Origin of the sequence: Candidatus Rubrimentiphilum sp. (assembly GCA_035710515.1) — a bacterium.
GTDB lineage: Bacteria > Vulcanimicrobiota > Vulcanimicrobiia > Vulcanimicrobiales > Vulcanimicrobiaceae > Rubrimentiphilum.
Genome location: DASTDE010000001.1, coordinates 292113 through 312492 on the forward strand (window position 1 = coordinate 292113; position 20380 = coordinate 312492).

Annotated in this window: 18 protein-coding genes; 12 read left to right on the forward strand and 6 right to left on the reverse strand. The window is 55.2% G+C overall.

Annotated features, from left to right (window positions below; translation table 11 throughout):
- Nucleotides 1–39 precede the first annotated feature (39 nt).
- From VFO29_01505 to VFO29_01515, 3 genes are all read left to right on the forward strand, one after another.
- On the forward strand, nucleotides 40–207 hold the full coding sequence (locus VFO29_01505) for a hypothetical protein (protein HET9392187.1): 168 nt from the start codon (nucleotides 40–42) through the stop codon (nucleotides 205–207).
- Nucleotides 208–833: 626 nt separating this feature from the next.
- Nucleotides 834–3317, forward strand: coding sequence for a hypothetical protein (locus VFO29_01510; GenBank protein ID HET9392188.1), 2484 nt, complete (start codon nucleotides 834–836; stop codon nucleotides 3315–3317).
- 132 nt (nucleotides 3318–3449) lie between these two features.
- Entirely contained in the window at nucleotides 3450–3806 is a 357-nt protein-coding gene (locus tag VFO29_01515; GenBank protein HET9392189.1) for a lytic transglycosylase domain-containing protein, read from the forward strand.
- A 27-nt stretch (nucleotides 3807–3833) separates the two neighbouring features.
- Here VFO29_01515 and VFO29_01520 read toward each other — a convergent pair whose 3' ends face one another.
- Nucleotides 3834–5369, reverse strand: coding sequence for a hypothetical protein (locus VFO29_01520; GenBank protein ID HET9392190.1), 1536 nt, complete (start codon nucleotides 5367–5369; stop codon nucleotides 3834–3836).
- Nucleotides 5370–6154: 785 nt separating this feature from the next.
- On the opposite strand from VFO29_01520, the gene VFO29_01525 reads away from it, so the two are divergent.
- The 4 genes from VFO29_01525 to VFO29_01540 all read left to right on the forward strand — a co-directional run bounded on the left by VFO29_01525 (nucleotide 6155) and on the right by VFO29_01540 (nucleotide 9439).
- Entirely contained in the window at nucleotides 6155–7366 is a 1212-nt protein-coding gene (locus VFO29_01525; GenBank protein HET9392191.1) for an ATP-binding protein, read from the forward strand.
- Between the two features lie 694 nt (nucleotides 7367–8060).
- On the forward strand, nucleotides 8061–8372 hold the full coding sequence (locus tag VFO29_01530) for a hypothetical protein (protein HET9392192.1): 312 nt from the start codon (nucleotides 8061–8063) through the stop codon (nucleotides 8370–8372).
- 122 nt (nucleotides 8373–8494) lie between these two features.
- Complete coding sequence (locus tag VFO29_01535; protein HET9392193.1) at nucleotides 8495–8986, forward strand: hypothetical protein; 492 nt, start codon at nucleotides 8495–8497, stop codon at nucleotides 8984–8986.
- Nucleotides 8987–9076: 90 nt separating this feature from the next.
- Nucleotides 9077–9439: a hypothetical protein gene (locus tag VFO29_01540; GenBank protein ID HET9392194.1), complete on the forward strand. Its 363-nt coding sequence runs from the start codon at nucleotides 9077–9079 to the stop codon at nucleotides 9437–9439.
- Nucleotides 9440–9492: 53 nt separating this feature from the next.
- Here the strand turns inward: VFO29_01540 and VFO29_01545 are convergent, their stop codons facing one another.
- Nucleotides 9493–9789, reverse strand: coding sequence for a hypothetical protein (locus VFO29_01545; protein ID HET9392195.1), 297 nt, complete (start codon nucleotides 9787–9789; stop codon nucleotides 9493–9495).
- Between the two features lie 5 nt (nucleotides 9790–9794).
- Here VFO29_01545 and VFO29_01550 point away from each other — a divergent pair, with 5 nt between their 5' ends.
- From VFO29_01550 to VFO29_01570, 5 genes are all read left to right on the forward strand, one after another.
- Nucleotides 9795–11054 (forward strand): hypothetical protein, encoded by a 1260-nt coding sequence (locus tag VFO29_01550; GenBank protein ID HET9392196.1) that lies wholly within the window; start codon nucleotides 9795–9797, stop codon nucleotides 11052–11054.
- 105 nt (nucleotides 11055–11159) lie between these two features.
- Nucleotides 11160–11810 (forward strand): hypothetical protein, encoded by a 651-nt coding sequence (locus tag VFO29_01555; GenBank protein HET9392197.1) that lies wholly within the window; start codon nucleotides 11160–11162, stop codon nucleotides 11808–11810.
- Between the two features lie 1328 nt (nucleotides 11811–13138).
- Nucleotides 13139–13747 carry a hypothetical protein gene (locus tag VFO29_01560; protein ID HET9392198.1) on the forward strand — a complete coding sequence of 203 codons (609 nt, stop codon included), beginning with the start codon at nucleotides 13139–13141 and terminating at the stop codon, nucleotides 13745–13747.
- Between the two features lie 149 nt (nucleotides 13748–13896).
- Nucleotides 13897–14598: a hypothetical protein gene (locus VFO29_01565; GenBank protein HET9392199.1), complete on the forward strand. Its 702-nt coding sequence runs from the start codon at nucleotides 13897–13899 to the stop codon at nucleotides 14596–14598.
- Nucleotides 14599–14762: 164 nt separating this feature from the next.
- A complete protein-coding gene (locus VFO29_01570; GenBank protein HET9392200.1) occupies nucleotides 14763–15719 on the forward strand; it encodes a hypothetical protein in 957 nt (318 codons plus the stop codon).
- Nucleotides 15720–15755: 36 nt separating this feature from the next.
- Here the strand turns inward: VFO29_01570 and VFO29_01575 are convergent, their stop codons facing one another.
- The 4 genes from VFO29_01575 to VFO29_01590 form a co-directional block, all read right to left on the reverse strand.
- Nucleotides 15756–16529 carry a HipA family kinase gene (locus VFO29_01575; protein HET9392201.1) on the reverse strand — a complete coding sequence of 258 codons (774 nt, stop codon included), beginning with the start codon at nucleotides 16527–16529 and terminating at the stop codon, nucleotides 15756–15758.
- A gap of 46 nt (nucleotides 16530–16575) precedes the next feature.
- A complete protein-coding gene (locus tag VFO29_01580; protein ID HET9392202.1) occupies nucleotides 16576–17616 on the reverse strand; it encodes a hypothetical protein in 1041 nt (346 codons plus the stop codon).
- 829 nt (nucleotides 17617–18445) lie between these two features.
- On the reverse strand, nucleotides 18446–19114 hold the full coding sequence (locus tag VFO29_01585) for a hypothetical protein (protein ID HET9392203.1): 669 nt from the start codon (nucleotides 19112–19114) through the stop codon (nucleotides 18446–18448).
- Nucleotides 19115–19226: 112 nt separating this feature from the next.
- Nucleotides 19227–20210, reverse strand: a complete 984-nt coding sequence (locus tag VFO29_01590; GenBank protein HET9392204.1) for a hypothetical protein — start codon at nucleotides 20208–20210, stop codon at nucleotides 19227–19229.
- Between the last annotated feature and the right edge of the window lie 170 nt (nucleotides 20211–20380).

A 20380-nucleotide genomic window follows, 5' to 3' on the forward strand; every position in this document is an offset into this window, starting at 1 on the left:
GTAAGCTACCAACGCGCGTCGGTCGCGGTGACGTAACGCGTGAGATACCCGGGAGTGCGCGAGCGCTCTGCGCTCGGACGCTTGGGGCTGGACTTCCTGCGGCGGCAGTGGGTGGACGAAGTTTTTCTGCTTCCTTCGGTAGGAGAGGCCGCAATAACATCGCGGGCGGATTGCCACGGCTACCAGGTCCCGCTGTTGTCGGTCTAGCGAGGTTGTGGTGGAAGGCGATGCTCGGATCCAAACGCGGTGCGACAGGTCGCTTTGGTCTCGACGCGTGCATGGCCGCATACCGCGCTGGATCTACAATCAAGGCGAGAACCGGAGTCTGAGACCACCAGTTCCCGAGGCCTCGCATATCAAGTCGAAATTGATCAAGGACTCCGATGCTGTCTGAGCTTGTTACTGGTGCAGCGGCGGCGCCGGTGGCCTGGAGGCAAAATGTTGCTAGGAGCGTTGCGCAGATGAAGCGACGCATATGAGAATCTCCTCGAAGCAGCGGCTTGAATCAAGCCAAAACAAATAAAGACGGCTAACAGATAACAGAAGTGCACCGCTTACCCATAGCGGTGCACTTTGCTAAGTTCCGTTTCTAATGCGCTGATCGAGGCGTTCGTGACGGAACGTATTCACCCGGTCCACCCTCCCCGTTTCAAGTTTGCAACAAAGCGCAAACGCGCAGTCGCTTACTTGAATGGCAAGATGATAGAGCTGAAAAAATACATCGTCAACAGGTTTTACAAACAAAGTTGTGGATAACTCTTGTTTTCTGATTGCATGCTCTTGATCGTGGGGATGCGGTAGAGTAAAGTTGGCGTAACATGATCGGGTGATTAATGAAAAGCCGCTACTGGTTTTCTCTATTTTGCGCCACGTCGTTGGTGATTTCGCTCTGCGGCGGACTTTCGGCTGCACAACATCGTGCGACGCACATATCGCCAACCCCAATCGTCCTGACGTTCACGACGGTGCGCGCGCAAGATGCCGCGCGCGTATTGCGCCGGCTCTATCCGCACCTGTCATTCACCATTGATGAAGCCGCGAACGCGGTCGTCGTCCTCGCTGGACCGGATGACGCTGCCGCGCTTCGCCAGATCGGCGCGGCAATCGACACGAAAAACCCGCTGACGCCAGTAGCGACGTCGTTCATTTTACATCGTATGGATGCTCAGCAGATTGCCGCTCGCTTGCACCCACTCTATCCGAGCGCAAAACTGTCAATCGTGAACCGGCATACCCTCCTAGTGAGCGCGGTCAATTCTGATTTGCAGCAAATGCAGGCGCTGGTTTCAGCAATCGATCAGCCTCCGCAAACCCCGACTCCACGGCCGCTGCCAAGCGCACCAGATACTGAGGTGGTGCGTATCTTGCAAGCAAGCCCTCGGATGATAGCGAGGGAGGTCGCCGGCGCCGTTCACGGATTGCGCGTCGGAGTGGCCGGTCAAACCATTGTGCTAGCCGGCGCACCAGATCTCGTCGCGCGCGCCAAGGAGGTTATCGCAGTACTCGATGCGCCGTCAGTTGGGGCGCGGTACACCGCGGTTTATCGACTCCGAACGCTCGATGCTCAGTCAGTCGGCGATCTCATTGCGCGATCCTATCCTAACGCCAAAGTCACAGTTGACGCGGAGATCAACGCGCTCAGTGTCTCCGCAACGGCGGCGGACCAGCGGCGCATTTCCGACGGAATTGCGCAGCTCGACGCAGTACCGAGCCCGGCTCCAGGCTCGAACGGTGGTGGCGGTGGGGGTGGAACCGCGGAAATCTATACCCTGAAGGCTGCGCTGCCGGCAACCAATGGCAGCAATTCCACGACCGCCAGTGATCTGGCGACGCTTGTGACCCAGTCCCTGTCATCGCAAGCGCCGGACTTACATATTACGGTCTCGCCTGACGCGCCCAAATTGATCCTGACTGGCAATCCGTATTCGATAAAGCTGGCCAAGGATTTGATCGCAAAACTTGACGTCTCAGAAAAGCTAGTGGTCCTCGATACAGAGATTCTTGAGGTCGACGAGAACACGGCTAAGAACCTCGGTATCCAGCTCTCATCGCTCTTCGGCGGAGATTTCAGCATCGGTACGCTGATCGGCGAGTCGACGCCGTCGCCGGACCCCATTACCGGCATCACGCCCGGGTTGATGCGGCCAACAAAACTCATTCGCACGCCGATCGCGTTCGGCTTCCAGCTTAATCTGGCAATCCAGCACGGCTCGGCGCGCGTCCTCGCAGATCCGCGCATCACCACGCTCTCAGGTCACACGGCGACGATTCGCGCCGGCGACAATCTCTCGATCCAACTCCAAGCCGGCGGCGGTGCGGGAACGGTTGCGACCACTCAAATACAGACGTTTCAAACGGGTGTGACGCTCGACATCACGCCGATCGTCAACGACGACGGACTCATTACAGTGGCGCTTCATCCGGTTGTTAACAGCTTAACCGGCATCCTCAACGGAATTCCACAGATCTCCACGCGCGACACGCAAACCACCGTTGCGCTTCGCGAGAATCAAACGTTGGTGATCGGCGGGCTCATTCAGGACAACACACAGCGCACCGAATCGAAGATTCCTGTGCTAGGCGACATTCCGCTCGTCGGCCATCTTTTCCGCAACGAAACACTCAACGGCGTGAGTAACGAGTTGATCATTACCGTCACGCCGCATGTGGTGATACCGGGAACACCGGATGGACTCTATCCGGGCGCGCCGTTGCAAACCGTTCCTACGCCGGCAGCGTTGCCGACCTTAGCGCCAGGAACGGTCCTACCTTCGTCCGCGGCACTGCCGCGTAACTTCAGTTTTGCGCGGAATTTACCCACTCCGCCCGCGCCGTTCCACCCGATCGGCCGACGGCTTCCGGTTGTAGTATCGAAGCTGTTTACGCCCACGCCGCTGCTGACGCCAATGCCGGCACCGATGCCGTCGGCCTTTGCGCAAACCAATACGTTTGTCTTTGGATCGCCGCCACCCAATAATTTCGCCGCGCCCGGCGATGCCGTGCAGATTTTCTACGTGTCGCTCTCCCCGACTGTCGTTTCCTATGGAACGCCGATCACTCTCAACGCGATCACGACGAGCAACGTGAACAACGTCACGCTCAGCTACAACGGCGTGCAAACCTCGATCGCGCAGAGCGGGGCGGGCCAGTGGGCGGCAACGTTCCCATTCACGCTAGTTGGATTGCCTGTGCCTAATGCAACCATCCAGCTTACGCTGACAGCCAGCAAGAACGATGGGACGTCGTCAGTAATTCCTATTCCCGTGAGCGTCGTGTCGCGGACGTCGACTTCGTCATCCGTACGAAGACGAAGGTGATCCGCAGTGAAAATTAGCTGTATTGGAAGTTTTGTTCCGGTTGCGTTCCTTTGCGCCGTAATATCCGGTTGTAGCGGAAGCGGGTATCTACCGCCTATCTCCAAATTAAGCTCGGCTCGCCTTGAGAGCATTGTGACCTCAGCTGCCGGGAGGTATGCGGTGCCCAGCGGATTAGTGCACGCAGTGCTCATGGCTGAATCTGCGGGCAGGCCCAATGCGCTCAGCAGCGCGGGCGCGCAAGGGCTGATGCAGCTGATGCCGGGCACTGCTCATGGTTGCGGTATCGGCAATCCGTTCGATCCGTTTGAGAACGTGGACTGCGGCACGCGTTATTTGGGTGGTTTACTGAGGCGCTACCATAACAACGTGAAGTTAGCGGTCGCCGCCTACAATGCTGGGCCCGGTGCGGTTAACAAATACGGCGGCGTTCCACCATATGCCGAAACACGGGCGTATGTCGCACGGGTGCTCGACTCCTACGAACGGTAGCTCTAATTCACGGAATTGACAGGTCGTTTAAAAGATAAGGTCGGCGAACCGCTGAGTGTAAAGTCTAGCGACTTGGTCCTTGGTTGTCCGGGTTAGGTTTGCTTTAAACCAACGCTCAAAACTGCCATCGTGCCAGATAAGGGCAAAGAGTGGGCACGATCGCTCCAAGCCGGTTGCATCGGCAGCAAACTCGAACAAGACTGTTTCTTCAAATCTCGCGACGGCTCGCCATATAAAACGCGGTTGTGGCTGCACAATAAGGTCTCGCACCCCTGGAACGGCAATGTATTTCTCGCGGAGCAATTGTTTATATCGTTGCGTGTCCGTAAGATGGATGTCCCACTCGAGAGCAAGCGGGTCCAGATCAAAGAGTTTCAGCAGATTCGCAAAGTATTGTGCCCAGGCATCAACCTCGGTGTAGGTGACACGGATCTTCCCGTAAACGGGCACGAGTACGAAGAGGGGAGCCAGGGTCGTTTCCGGCAAGCCGGTGATGCCATATCCGCAAAATACGAACGGTGGTCGAATGTGGCCGAACTCTCTAGAATGAGGTTTGAGTTCGCGTGGCAGTGCCTCCACCGCGAAACGTGCAAATGGACCCACCTCATCGTCGTGGGCGTACACCTTGTAAATTCGTGACCCAATAGACTGAACGTTGTCGCGTTTCGGCTCCGATACCGAAGGCACACTGTCTGCTAATTTGCAGCCCACTATTGTAATCGCATGTGCCGGATAGCTAACTTTGCCATTCTCCTCACGTCGAACTCCCACACCTAAAACGATCGGAAGTTCGTACTCGAGGTAGCCGTGAATAATCGACAAGAGCGGTGTGCTCGGCCCTACAGGCTCGACGAGCGGCTCAAGGCCGACTTGTCGGACTGCTTCGCACATTTGTTCAAGCCGTAGGCCGTGAGAAGGCATTGCGCGGCCCGGGACCTTCACCTGATTGGCGACGTTTGTGATGGCGGCAGGGCGCATGACCGGCGTTTGAAATAGATCAGCCGTCTTGTGGAATGCGCTCCAGAGAGCGACGGTCGCACACGCTGCGACAACGGTATCCTGCTGCTGATAGGCCAAGCTTCGAATGGTTAATGGAATGCCGAAAAGACTTACCTTGTATTCTTTCAGCGCGCTATACGTTCGCAATGGCTGAGGCTCGTAGGTGATCAGCGCAGTCCTTCCGATCACGGCTTCCGGAAGCGGCCTCACCACGACGTAACCAAGATACGATTTCTGTAGATTCTTGTCAGAGCTCGCGTTGGGCTCAGTGATCCATTTTTGGAGGTCCGCGTCTAAAAAAACATTGCGGAAGAAATGAAGCCGTCGGCACCGGTTACCGTATTGATCGAAGCAACGAACGTAATACGACGCGTAATCATCGAGGTAGTCTCCGTCAATGTACTCTTTCTCGTCGACGATCGTCTTAGCGCCGAGCTCGCCCAAATATCCAACCAGGTATTGCGGCTGTCGAAAGTGCGCTTCGATATACGTCGCAGAAACGTAGCGATTGGAAAGACACTCATATAGAGCGTCCTTGTTAAAAGGACGGACTTCGAACGGCACCCGGAGAGAAGGCCTAAACGCTTATGACAAGGTCGAGGGTGCGTTGAGTTACCTGATGATCGTCAAGATAGCGCTTGACGTCAGCATCGGACTCCCTCACGGCATCTGCGAGATCAATTGGCTGAGACGAAGGGGATTCGGGTAGATTCAAACCTGCCGACCCGGTCCCGGAAACCTGTTGGCTGTTGTTCACAATATGACTCCCCGAGCTGTCACGGCGATGACGCCGGCCGGACAGCGCGCGTCGCGCGGCATCCGCCACTTTTAGCCCTTCGCGTAGTAACCTCATCCTGCTGCACCTCGGCCCGAGTGGTACCTTTTACCCGTCTCTTCCATATAACGGCCTGCGCCCACAAGGGGTTCAGCGCCGTGCTCGGGGCTCTTGCTTCCTGTTAGATATTGTAATACATTATCTAATCCCTGACTATGGCCGCACCCAAAGGCTCTCGCAACAACCCCGCCGGCCGGCCAACAAAAGGCCTGGCTCACTGCCGAGTGCCCTTTTCCGTTAGACTGTCTCCCAAAGCTTCACGCTGGGTCGAAAGCCAGGCAACGGACGGCGCGACCGTGACCTCAGTCATCGAAGGAGCCGTTTTGGGGGCGATGGGCGCTGCCGCCGTGGCTAGTACAGCACCCTTCGATTCGGCAACGAGCGAGCGGCCTGACGCGTGATGGCTTTTTTTGGGTCGCGCGAAAGCCAGAATGCCATACAGTCGGCACTCTTCGATGGAGAATAGTAAGCATCGAATTTCCACCTCAGCACTCGCCCAAAAAGGTTGGTTTCTATGTCTGCAGCCCCGGTTAGCCCGAAAGTCTACGATGGTCCTTTGCTCGACCCGTTTACAGCGCCGCTCGACCAACTCACGTACGAGTCGCTCTGCGAAGCTTTCAGAGATGTCGGATCCGAAACGCAGCGGTTGGAATTCAAGCGCGAAATCGATCCGGAGGAACTAGCCCGGCAGGCGGTCGCCATGGCAAACGGAAGCGGTGGACTGGTTGTGGTGGGCTTCGACGATCCTATGGAGGGTACGCCGCTCAAACCGTTCTCTTTTCCCGATAAGATCGACGAACCGGCCCGCCGGCGGCTTCTTAGTAAGATCCAGAGTCGAGTCTATCCGAGCTTATCGTTAGAAGCTGCGGGTTACACCGCGAGTAATGGCAACGAAAAAGCCCTAGTTCTCCGTGTCGCCTCGAGTATGTCTGCACCGCACGAACACTTGAATGATCGCGGGCGATTCTTAATTCGCCGCGGTACGGCGATCGCAGGCATGAGCTTGCGCGAACTCGAGACGATGATACGGCGCCGTGACGGTTCGGCCGATGTGTCCATAATACAGCGTCCTAATTGGCATCCGATGCTGTCGTTTGACCGTTCGGTCTCTGATGGGTTCGTCGGAGCCATGCTGTTTCCGGAAACCATTGCAGAAGATGAGCCGCTTTCAAAATCGCGTCAGAATGAAATTGAACGGATTGTTGGGCACGTAAATAAGCTGACCGATGCGATTCCGATTCCTTATCCGGAAGGTGTCCTTTTTGAGCGACAGCTCAGGCCGGTTTCCGACCGCGCGGTTGTGATCGACGAATCGCGAGGCGTTCGTTGGAGCCGGCGGGCCTACGTCGGTGCGGACGGCCGTCTCGAACTTCGCGAAACTGAGGTTGAAGGATCGTATGAAGAGTCGCTCATCAGCGTACTCTGCAATCTGTACCAAATGGGTTCGCAGATATTGCTTGCATTGGGCTTGGGCCCCCGGGCCCGCTGTTCGCTGATCTGTCATCGTACGGTCGGGGGTCTCGGCGCAGAACGGCTAGCTGGTGACGGCGAGTTCCCTTTCAATGTCGACTTTTCAAGCGACACGGTGGTGCGAATGGCTCGTCGACCCCTCATGTATGCGCTCAGAACCGCCGGAAAAGTAACCGACCCAGAAGATGTCGAGCCGAAAATTACCAAACACTGGCAGTATGTGGCTGGCGGCGACCTGCGAACGAACTGGCATTAACATGTTCAAACGGCTGGCGACTTCGTTGTCGGATGAAGACTACTGTTGATACACAGGTAGCCGCGATAATAAATCGGAGTATCGGACTATGCTAATAGGATGGAAGCCTTCCGCTTTCGAGATCATTCGAGGTCCGGAAAAATCGGAGATTGATATAGACTGGCCGGATCACGTTCCGATTCCGCAGGTCGGAGACGAGCTGATCTACAGGGGCAGTACGGTTACGATAGTTGATCGGGCGTATTCGGGCGGCTCCGTTGAGAAGGAAACAATAACGGATCTGAAGCTGACTCTTATATGGCGTGATCGCCGGCTTGAACAAAACCCGCTGGTTCGGGACCGAGAATTACCGCTCGGTTCTAGACCCCAGCTATTCGAAGGTTGAAGCGATGGACAGTTCGGGGCGTCGGGAGCTCGCCTCGGAAGGCATACCCTTCGATCAGGCAACGTAGATTGGAGAGCGTTCGGGGAAGGAGTAGTTTGCCCGGCGCGCGATTCAGTACTTTGGGTGATTATTGGAAGAGGAACCGAGCTCGACCCGCTGGCGTACAAACTGTATACGCGGGCAAACAATTTTGTCGAGAACGAGAGGCCGTCAGAGAGATCGGCCGAGGAATTGAACGCAATTCATCGGGATGCCACCTCGAAGACCTCGCCCGTTTTAATGCGTGCGCTTACCGCGGTCTACAACTGTATGGGGGTCGCTTTTGCCTCCAGGCGGACCACGATCGATTGTCGCTTCTTGGGCCGCTTCGGCAAAGACGATTGCCTGAGGGAACTGGGTGGAGGCCTGGCCGAAGCGGTAACGGGGGACCTAGTCGTCTACTACCGGGACGGAAATCCCCAGCATGTTGGGGTAATCACCCAAATCGGCAAGAATGAGTTTGGCGGTTTTGACGTTTTAGTCTTGAGCAAGTGGGGCGAGGGTGGAGAGTACATTCACAAGATTGACGATGTTCCGGAGATCTACGGGCGCGACAAGCGGTTTATTACGGATCGAAAATGACTAGACGGTCCCTCCCATTTGACTCGATTGAGTCGCTGGAGTTCAGCGCGCGCCTTGGTATAGCGAATAGTCTCTCGACGTTCGTTGATCTGCTAAACGAGCAAGACGAATTCAAACAGCTAATGAAGCAGCGCTGCGATCCGCAGATGCTCGCGCCGCTGATGGACCGCGTCAAGGATCTTTTGGAACGGCGCTTTGATCCTGCTTATCGTAATCCATCAGACGCAGCGCTAGCAGCCTATCTTGCGATTCTTGACTGCGCCGGAAAAGACTACTCGCTACCCATCATAGATCAGTATGCCGCCCGGCGCGATCTCTGGTGGGCACGCAGACTAGCATCTCATCTGCAACCGTTCGCCTTTTCGCAGAAATATGTCGCGGAATCGAGCGCTGCAAAGCTCGGTGGAGAAGTTCCGCTTCGTGCGTTCCTGGTGACAGACGCCGGCAAGGTCCTGAGCCGTGGCAAGACATTTCCGGTAAATCCGCGCGGCGAATGGATTGCCAAGGGTCCGATATTTTTAGATTTCGCGCTCAATCACCACGGAGTAAAGCTCCAGCGGGCTAACGTTCCCGAATTCTTCGTCTATGGTCATTTGGAACGCAAAGTGTCGTAATTGGTGAGAAAATAATTGGAACACCGGTGGAGTGTCTTATGCCGGCGATCGTTGGTAGATAGCCAGACGGGAAAAGTTTCCTTAGTCGATTTGATTGAGCAGATAGATTTAAAAGCGAATGATGAGTCGGGAATAGATTTCGAAATATTTACAAGCTGGTTCAGCGAGGCTCCTGAAACCAGCAAGTATAAAATCATGTTTTCGAACGCCCAGGGCGATGAGCTTAGTGCATCTGAAGAGTACACGGTAGAGTTTAAGGCTGAGGGATTTGCCCGCAGTGGCATTGCAATCAATAAGTTCGCCTGGCCTGACAAAGGTCGATATTATTTCAGCGTTGCGCTTCTGAAGGGAGAGGCGTGGGAGAACGTCGCGCGGATCCCCGTCCTAATCACTATTAAAGAGCCCCAGAATATCGAGGCAACACCACCGAGCCAGAACGTTCAGGCAAATTGAGCCGAGCGATTTCCTGGGCGAGTTCGACGTATCGGACTGGGTGAGCCGGGTTCCTAACCTTTCTTGATAAGGCCGGCGCTACAGTACTGACTGCCGTAGATCTCGCAAACAAACGATTGGAATGCGTATCCTGTCTGCCTTACGATGATGCTGACAGCGTTACGCACATCGGCACAGGTTCCGGACTGCCCTTCGATAACATACATGGCCGTCGGAAGCCAATAATCTCCATCTGAGTAGTGCACGAACCGCGCAAAATTGGCGTTTGCCATGGCGGCATGGAGGTTCGTGTATACGTTGGCGTCATGCTCGGCGCCATGCAGCTCGACTCTTACAAGAAAAGTTGCCATAAGACGTGCACCTCCCTGTCGACTTAATAAACTTCAACGCCACTGTCCGCGTGCTCGAACCGCTACTGGTCGCGGACGTCACAACTCTCTGGGTCCGGTTTCTCCCCTACGGCGATCGGCTCCTTACGCAAAAAGGTGAAAGCCCGAGCCCTCAGCATTATGCCGACATGACGCGTTCCGTCTTACCACCTCCGCCGCTTGCGGCGTTCTTAAAAAATCGTCAATTGGAGAAACGTCTCAGCGTAGAGGCCTTCGCGGAAAAACTGAGCTGCAAAACGGATACTATTAAGGATATATATGACGGGAAGACGCAGGCCGCGCGCCCGAAGACCCTGGCAAAAATCAACAAGTTCATTGAGGAAAGCTACGCACAGGATTCGGAGCGAGCCAATAGCCTCAAAGATCAGCTCGTCGAGATAAATAACCTGGCACGGCGAACCTACGGCGGCCCATTTCCCTTTCACTTAGAAGCCCTGAGAAGGCTGGTGAACCAGCGTCCACGCGATTGTGTCGATATACTGGTGGATTGTGCCGACTACGGAAGCTTCTTCCATCCAGCTCTACATCGTCTAATTGTCAAAATGCTAGTTGATCTTCGTAAGAGCGGGCGCGCGATCCGAATGCTGGTTGCCGGACCAATTCGGCCTATAACAAGCGCCGCCGAGTTTATTGAAATGAAGCACGAAGAACGCATGGCCGATATGCACTTCATCGAGTATCTGAATCGCTATATTGAGTATCTAAGAGACGAGAAGAGCACTGACGCGCAGCCGTTCAGAGAATGGTTGGATGAGCACAAAGCGGACGATTGCCGCGAGATACTGTCTTGGGTGAAGTGCTATGCTCAGCAAGACCAGGTTCCAAGCGCCGATGAGCTCTGTGCTTGGATGAATCGTGCCAGCTCCACGGTTTACAACCCCGCTGGAACGTTCACTGCAAGCCGGGATGACGGGGGTCCTCTTCTGGCGCTGCTCTGGTCGCGCGAACGATATTTTGAGGAAATGTTGCTTCGAAGCGGAGTCGCGCTCAAACGCGCAGGGGCCCTGCCGCCGGCAATTACCTTCTGGCTTTCAGGCAAGCGAGCAATTTACGTTTTCAATGAAACCAAGCTTGAGGAAAGGGGTTGGGCCTTTTCTACACTGCTTGTGGCGAAAGATGAGCGACCCAGGAAGATCTCTGTTTTGAAGAGTGTCTTCGAGAACCACTGGACGCAAGCGCCAGAATATAAGTTCTTGGAGTGTGCGGCATCTACGGCAGTGGTTTAGCACCCCTAAAAACGTCAATTTTTATCGGTCTAGCGAAAGCCCTGTATTCTGGTAAGATCGCATTTGGGACGGATGCGACAGATATAATCTAATTCGCAAACTCAAGTGTATGACTATGTCGACCTCGGCTTACCCAGCTCGATTGCGATCCCGAAAGCTGCGCGCACTATGCATTACGTTGAAATAAAGACGATACTTGGGGCGGTCGCTATCGTGATCGCTCTAATCGCGTATGCTACGTATTTGAACGGCATCTCTAGTGGCAGCACCAAGCCGCACGCATTCTCTTGGCTTCTTTGGGCTCTCCTAACGGGAACGGCATTTGCGGCTCAAGTTGTGAAAGGCGGCGGAGCCGGCGCTTGGGCGACGGGAGCCAGCTCCGTCGCTTGCGCGGCAATAGGCATCTTGGCGTTAAGGGTGAGCGACCGGCGTTTCCATGCGTTGGACTGGGCCTTCCTCTGCGGGTCTTTACTCGCGCTGCTTCTGTGGTTTGTGGCCAAGAATGTGACATTATCCGTAATCGCCTTAACCGCGACCGATGTCTTGGGCTACGGGCCGACCCTCCGTAAGGGATGGCTCAAACCGAATGAGGACATGGTGTTGCCCTTCGCGCTGAATTCAACCAAGTATGTCGTCGCGATCATTGCGCTTCAGTCATACTCGCTGGAGACGTGGCTCTACCCTGGCTCCCTTATTGTAATGAACGGGGCGGTCGCCCTGATGCTGTGGGCCCGGCGCGGAGGGGTTACGATATGAAACGGCACTTCGGATTCGGCATCCGTGAGATCCGCCTTCGGTCCGAAGCTCCCTCCCGTGTTCTCGCGCACCAAGACGTCGTGCCCGCACTCACCGCACTATACAGCGCTGCCCGTGGTCTTTGTGAATCGCGTCCTGATCTGGGTTCACCGCCGATCATATAGTGTGCCTTGAGCGCAGCGAATGATTTGTCAAATGTTGCACGACAAAAAACGCAATTGCCGAACGCGAAAGAGTTCGCCGCATGGCAAGAATTTTTCTGAATCGGCGGTCAAGCATGTCACAGTTCCCGCCAATCCAAAGCCGGAATTTAGACTTGACGTGAACGTCCTGATCAACATTGTCAGACTCATTGTGACTTTGGTTGACGTCCTCTTGCGGCGTTAGGGTTCCAGTCATGCCGTCGTTTGCGAACCCCGAACTGGTGCGCGAATCGCCATTTTGTACGAAGTGTCATCTTCGCACAAGGGCCTCGATAATAGTCACTATCAGTATCGCGGTGTTTAGCAATAGGCTAAGGTCTTGCTTAGATAGGCGCCGCCTGGCCCCAAGGGTCTTGCGCCGATCTACCGGCGCCGGCGATTTCGCCGGAGCTCTGTGCCTCGAGGATCTGGCCTTTCTAGGAGCCATCTGACGGCACCAAATTTCCGCTCATCACCGGAGAAGATAGTTGCGGATTACGCCTCGACAGGGAGCGATTCAAGCCATTCATCTGCGCTTCAGGCCCGGCAGTCGCGCGTTCTCTCAGCTTGTCCGGGATCCGCGAATGCTGTCGAGCAGTTTGGGATTTGGCGCCTGCCTCTCAGCGTCAAAATCGGGAAGGATTGCATTCTAACAGTCCTATCGGTAGGTCCTGACGAGATGCGGACTTACGCGCGCGCTTGATAAGCGTCCGTCACCCCATGACAAGGAACCATTCGTGCTTGCACCACGCCTCGAAGGTCACATCGCGTCTTCCCGGGTCGGCTTCATTCACGAAACAGATCGAAAGTATTCGGCCCGGATTTTCGGAGGGGGCCCGGGTCGCGAAACACTAGAATGGAACAAAATGGTGATTCCCAATGCCGACAGCAGTAAGGCCGCGCCGCAGGTATCGGCGCCGTCTCCCCCCACACGTCTCAGCATGTCTGGGACCGTTTGCGCTATAAGCGCGGGCGAGAAGCCCTCGACCGAGGCTAAAGTCGGCATTCGCACATCAAAAGCTGCAGCAACGGCGCCACACGCGGCGGGTGAGACAGCGGTCGGAGTTCCCAGGGCAAAAACTGCCTCGGCCGCGCCGCATGCGGCGAGTGCGCCTTCGACTGGAAGGCCAAGCGCCAAAGACGGAAATGGCGAACCGCCACCACCGCCCCCACCCCCACCTCCCGACCGCGATACGATGGTTCAACCCCTCACTGAGGGCAATCCGCCGAAAGATCGATAGCGCGGGTTTGTCAGCGCAAGACCCCGGACCGCCGCGCAAAGAAGACGAGCCATTGCCTTACGGCTCGCCGGTCGATTACCGATATGAACTCGAAATTCTAACAAAACGCCGCGATGATGACCGTGAGCGGCTCGACCGAATCGAATCAAAGATCGCCGTGGTTATTGCCGGTGCCTTTGCCGCCCTTGGATTCTCATTGGACAAGTCGGGCTCGATTTACGCGACAATCGCGGCCGGCTTATATCTAATCCCGATCGTGTTCCTTCTCATCGCACTCTTACCGGTCACGTACACGGATGCTCCAAATCCGCGCGAATTTGAGGAAAAGTTTCCGTGGTATCCGATTACGACTCTCAAAGCCGCTGTTGGGGCGATCGTAGATTCACTGGAATCTAATAACCCGAAGATTGAGCGGAAACTGAACAACCTGCGTATCGGTATTTGGGGGCTTGTTGTGATCACGTCCCTAGTCGTCGCAGTGAAGTTTTACGCCGCCATTCACGGAATAAAATAAACAAGAAGCGACTGCGGAATTCGGTGCGATACGAGATCATGCCGAGGCTGGCAAGAAGGCTTTCTCGAATAAGAAGAGTCGCGGCTCGCCACTTTTGGGGCGCCGTGTCTCTACTTTGTCTAGTGGCCTCGGCTGCTATTACTCAGGTCTTGACGCACCATGAGTATGCCGACCCTACGACCTACAGAGGCGTTGTCGTCACGCTCCTTGGTTTGGGTCAGTTGCGCGCTGGCGATGTCTACATGAACATGCCTCAGGGAGCATTTCTTTCAGATTTGCCAGGCTCTGACGTCCTGGTGGAACTACGCGCATATTTTGCAGGCCGATCGCTCGTGCGTAAGCCAATTGCCGTTTTTATATCGGGCGTACGAGACATCCAATGCATGGATGAGAGCACTGTTACGCACGAAGGCGCCGCTAATGGGCCAAATGACAAGAACGGCGTCGAAACACAGCTGTATCGCTCTGCATTTCTAGTAAGTAAGAACGGCTACATAATCTGCTCCTTTAACATCCCGCCCTTTCACAAGACCTTCACGGAACGAGAACTACGTGTGAGCATTGATGAGCTTGGCGCGCCAGCGTTTCATCAATTTCGTCCAGCGCGGTCTCAAGAGGTGTTGTTCGACATCTCGCGGTTTTCGCAGCAACATGACGTTCACGCCAGCGGTGTTATGCGCGACAATCGCGTGATCGCAAATGGAAGCAGCGACGTCGTTGTTTCTTGGCGCGACGTCGATGCCGAACAATTCCGGGATATTCTTCTCGTGCTGGTTGGCGGGTTACTGGGCACGGCGGCAGCAGCGGCATTTGAGTGGCTTCGACCAGTTCTTGTTAGATGGTCACGATGACTAAACGGGAACCCCTCGTCCACCGGGTTCGCTCGTTCCGCCGGTGGACCACGAAACATGCCAAGACATAGGGCGTTTCTAGTGACCCGCGTAGATGGTGATCGCGCTGACGCCTTATGGTAACAACGTTTCAATTCTTCGCTGACGCTATCGACCAAGTAGACTTGGCGCTGGACCAAATTGCCGTATCGGATCGCAATTTTGACAGATTCGCCTTGCTCCTTATAGACAATGTTGTTGAGCTCACCTTACACAAATTTGCAGAAGACATGGATCAGGAAAACAAGGTGTACCGCTATTACAAGGAGTCTCCGCAGTTTGATGAACAAGCGGTTGAGCGAGCACTGAACAATGATTTCAAGGCGAAAGTTGCGCTGGCAAGCTCCTTGGGGCTTCTGTCGGAAGCATCGGCACAAAGTCTTCGAACGCTGCATGCATTCAGAAATACAGCATATCATCGTGGCGTCCGGCACGAGGGCATCCTACACTCCTTGGCAATCTTCTATGCCAAGAACGCGTGCATGCTCCTACGAGAATACAAGCCACGAGTACAGTCGCACGGTAGCGATGATTCGGTTTCGCATCGTGCTCGGAAATACATCGGCTCCTCGAGGGAACTATTTAGCGCGTCTCCTCTAGAAAGCGCCTATGTCCGACTCTCAGAGGTCGCCGACGCGTTCGAAAAACGTATGATTGAAGACCTCGCATCGGACATGGAGGCAACAATTGACGATTTTGATGGCACGCTTGAGTTCTGGGTCGAAAACAATCCCAATGCACACTCACGCGACGAGGAAATTATTTCCGTTCAAGCGTGGCATCTGGCGTTCTCAGAAGAAGGGCGGAAATTCGCGTCAAGCCGAGATTACGCAGCGAAGAATCATTTTGAACTCGTTCAATGGTTTATCGAAACATTTCCGTGGAAAGTAAAATCAGATCCTGTTGTAGCTTGGCGCAAACGATTAGAATCGCTCCGCGAGGAAGTAGATGAGCATACGGCGTTGAGAAAATATGATGCTTTCATGCGGCAGACCGCAGCGCTTCGAGGAATTTTTGCCGAGGCGGCCAGGCGTTTGGATGATGACATTCAACTACAGATTGATATCATGCGCGGGAAATGACGGAGAGACCTGGCGCAAATCTACTGTCCGTCGGCCTCAATCCTTGCGGGCTATCTCCAGCGCCTTCAAGGTCCAACGTTCTAAATTATGCGCTCTCGCCTTCAGAAAATCCGCAATCGCACGTTGCTCGGCGGCGTCGACGCCGGAACAGGCAGCAACATCAGCGACGATGGCCGCGAACTCACTACTTGATTTCGAGACCCGCTCCGCCGCTTGCATCGCCAACTTCGTATTACTGAGCCCCCAAAATAGCCAGGGGTCGTTGTAGCCTGAGTTACCGGTGCGATTCGCGGCGACATGGGCCGCATCCCAATGACTGCCGGTAAACGCATTTGCGTGATCGATGGCGAGGAATTTGACCGGGCGACTGACATTCGCTGAATCTGGGACTAGAATATCACCAGCTTTCCGATCCGGATTCCGCAGCAGCTCGTCAAACGCTAAGAGCAAGTACAGATCGCGCGCGTCGTAGTCATCCAGGGTCGAGACGATATGAGAGCCGTCTGGAAGCGGCCGATAGTCTGCCAAAAAAACAGAGCCAAAGTGGCGACCTCGCGGAAGGCCGGCATTTGCATTGTCACTTATTTCAACGAGCGCGTGTTCGGGGACACGAAGCCCTATGCGATCTGCCAGGGCACAGGCGAAAAGCTCGTTAAACAGCTCCTTGCTGTTCGTGCCGCCATGAGCGGCGCCGGCAGGATCGGCCGGTGCCTTCACGACGTATACTTTGTTATCGGCATCGACAAACCACTTTGGCTGAGTCCCGCCCAGATGTGCGCGACGGACATTGCTCGCGATGACGTGCTTCATTCTGTGGCACCCTACCCTTAGCTCGTGCTGGTTCAGTGGATATTATTTATCTCAGCGCCTTCTTTGCCCACCGTATCATACGGTCAGAATCAACGCTGCCCAATCCGCTCAGGTCATCGCAGTCTTCAAGGGAATTGAAAAGGTCCGCCGCCAGCCCTGACCAGTGTTGTTGCGCGTTCTTAGCGTTATGTTTAACAAACCATGGATAGTAGTCGGACATATACTTCACACATTTCGCTTGATAAGCGATGCGCGACGACAGAGGGCTCGTTTTTGGAGGGGCACTTGGCAAAGCGGTCGGTGCCGCCTTTGTCACCGGATAAAGCTCTCCACTACCTATTTTGCTGATCTCATCCGATGGCATGAACGCGAAGCCGTTATCAACGTCGCAGCGCTCTATACCATCAAAGACTCTGTCCAGAAAACTCGAGATGTCGTTGTCGGTCAATGGGTGGCCGCGCATTGGCAAGACGTCCATTCGCAACTCAAAGCGCCTGACGCACGACGTCTGAGCATGAACTCTCGCTTGTATCGTACTAGGGCTGTTCGGCGTAATGACATAGTCGATTCGGACGGCGGGGAAGTCTTGCTCCACTCCCATTCGGTTCTTCCCGTTCATGGGTTGCACGACAGTACCAATGAGTGTGATGACTTGATTTGCATCAAACGTGGCAACCTCGCCCTCGAGAACCAGGGATCCTTGTTCCTTCAGCGCTTCGGCGCTCTTGGCGAACGCAGCTTCTTGCCTTTGCTCGTACTTAGCGATGGAGTCCGGATCCGTATAGTCCACATTCGCAGTCGACGGAACGCTAAAATCGGGATCCTTTGGTCCGCACGTCGCGTTTGCGAAGTCAGCGCTAGGGACGTCGACAATGGTGCACCTCAGCTTCACGACAACGCCGACATACTTCAGCGGGTTCCCGGCAATCTTCGCCGCTGACACGGACGGCTTGACCTGTCGGGACATTTCTAACTCAGAGGACCCGTTAGGATTGTCCACCGGAGCTGAACACGCAGCAATTGCCAGCAGCAAGGCGCCGAAGACGGGCGGAAATCTACGAACGGCACGCCAGACGTCTACTCCCAATCTGAACGTTCCTGGCCGACGTAGCGGTTTGCGTCACCGTAGCTGCCTTTACCGATGCTCGCATACGACTTTAAGACCGGCCGAAGCGTCGCAGAGCCGTCGTTGATTTCCAAGACAATAACAGCGCCTTCGCGTATCGCCAATAGCGTGGCGGCGCGGCTTGGTATCGTGATTCGGTTACCCTTGTTAACAGTCACCTCGAAGGTGATCGACTGCTTGGGTATTTGCGAGTCTGAAGCCATGGCTAAAAGTATATCACCAGATCATCATGTCTGAGCGACGTTGACGATGAGACTAAAGTCCGCTTTATCGTCGGCATCGACAAAGTATTTTCCTTGGTGCGATGGCAGTGATCGCAATGGGCTGATGCCGGCCGCAGCTCTTTTTGACTCGCGTTGTCAGATTGTCCCTCAGCCAACGAGCGCTGTTCTGGCACCTTCCTGCGGCTAAAAGTATGCAGAAGTTAGCGAAGTTCGAAAATCGCGCATGCATCGATAACTTTGGTTAAATTCGGTATAGATTCAGGGGGAGCTGGGTGCTTTTGCGGGTCCCGGAGATGCGGGCGTCCCGGCGGCAAAGGTGGCGATGCTGCGTGAAGGAAGAGGCGGGCGCGGGTTCGCGGCGTGCGATCGGAGATCGCTCACACCCGACGTCGTGGGCCCGCTCAAAGCCTCACAATCGGTTACTATCAGGATGACCCAACCTTCTTGGACTCCGCGCTGCGCAATTTTTGCAGCCGATGCTGACCAGCTTCGCATTTGGGGTTCTGACAAAAGGAGCCCTGCGCAAAGAAGAGTCTAGTCTGAGCGGACCCGCGGAAGCGTTGAATTTAGAAACGATTGTTGCGAACGGCATTCTTTAGTATCTGCTGCAGTCCAGTAAGGAAAATTTGCAGCAACTCGACGATCGGTTCGGGCTTCGGGTTGATCTTCTCGAGTTCGGCATCCAGCTTAGGCCCCAAATCTGGTCTATTGTAAATAAAGCGGCGCGGTATGACCGAAACGTTTTTAGTTAGTCCCTTCACCCCGATGGCGCCGTCCGGCATATTGATCATCTCGAATTGCGCCGAGCCGCTCCCCATGTGAATTTCTACGCCAAAGCTATTGCTTAAGCTAATTGCCCGATCATGGAAATCGGTACCAGCGACGTCGGCATGAAACTTATAGAGCGGTGCGGCCAGGCGCTCGTCAAGCCATGCGCGAGCGCCGGCCGGCTCCGCCGCCGCATAGAGATAGTTTCGAGCTGTCCTGCCCGCGTTCAGGCACGCCTCTAGGTCACGAAAGAATGCATTCTTTGATTCCTGCAATTGCGCTGCGTCACTGCGTGAATCGGCCGTCTGCGCCGCAGCCTCATGGGTGCGCAATAGGTCGAGGTAATGTCTGGCGTTACCCAGGGCACGTTCGATTTCGATAACGCTAGGTGCTCGAGCGCGTCGCTCGGCGCGCGATGCCCGCCCTACGCGCTTGTGTTCGATGTCTTCTCGCTTTCCGTGCGACACTTAGGATTCGCTTGCTCATCGATGATTGCTTCGGCAGCGAGCCGCAGAAGCACGAAGACCACCGCGTCAAGGCTCACCATGTCATACTGAGCGAGGGCCAGCTGCCCACCGATTACAAGGCGCCTTGCACTTTCCAAGACGCGAGCCTCTTTCTAACTGCTTCTTGGTAACGGTCGGTCGAGGTGATGCCGTCCACCTTTAGATCCTCTAAAAGAGCTGAATGTCCCGCGCTGTAACTTCGTGTGTGTCTTTCAACGCTGTCGAATTCGCAGAAATCTTCGTGCCAATCTGACTGCCGTGCCATCGGCTGCGCATTACCAAGCGCATAAGTGTTCGTGAGCGTTGCTGGGTGCACGTACCCTGAGAGCATCGCCAGATACTGCGAATGAGGCACCAAACGGCCTATGCATGTCGGCGAATCAGGAAAAAGGCGTTCATCGTACAGCGCGATCATCAAGTCAGCGAAGTCTCGTCGTTGCCTTGCTCCAGTTGCCCCTACGCTGTTGTGTATGGGTATGCCGGCGACGAGGAGATCATAGCGCCAGCCAATGGCGGGATCTTCACTCGCGGTGTGTCCAATAATAGATCCCTCGCTGCCTTCGCCGTCAGAAAGCGTGAAGTAGAGCTCATCATAGTTCACGCCTGCCTCCAAAAACGCTCGCAGTAGCAAACGACAGTCGTGATATTGGGCGCGCGTCCGAAAACGCGGTTGATCGTGCCCGCCCGACTCAAGCCACTCGGCATCCAAACTCAGCAAATCGCAGAGCCGATCTCCGTCAGAGAATGAAAGGGGCCGGTCACCGCGCAACTCGGCTTCAAGGACGCTCGGATCCTCGTGCCCGAGCGCGCGAGCGATCCTCGAAATCGTGGGAGCCGGCTGTAAAACCCGAAAACGTCCTAAGTCCTCAAAGTGTAATACCGCCGCCCGCGCACGCGCTGAGACCGCGGCTACGAGCGATTCGTTCGGACCGAAAACTCTTCCGAGGAGGTCACGCAGATATGCTTCACGAGACCGCGCACCGGCTGCTGCTGCTGCTGCTTGTATTGAAGTAGCAATGTCGTCGGGGATATCGCGGATATTGAACGTAGCGCCCATAGGGGTATGGTAGCATAAATTGCTATCATTATGCAATCAACAGTCCCGTCGCTCAGGAAGGACGGGCTGCGAAAGCAACTAGGCTGCTTTGGTGGAGTGGCGAGTTCTGTTCGCGGTTTTTCGAGAGTGATCAAAACAAGCGCCGGAAGCTTACGAGCAATCCGACGACG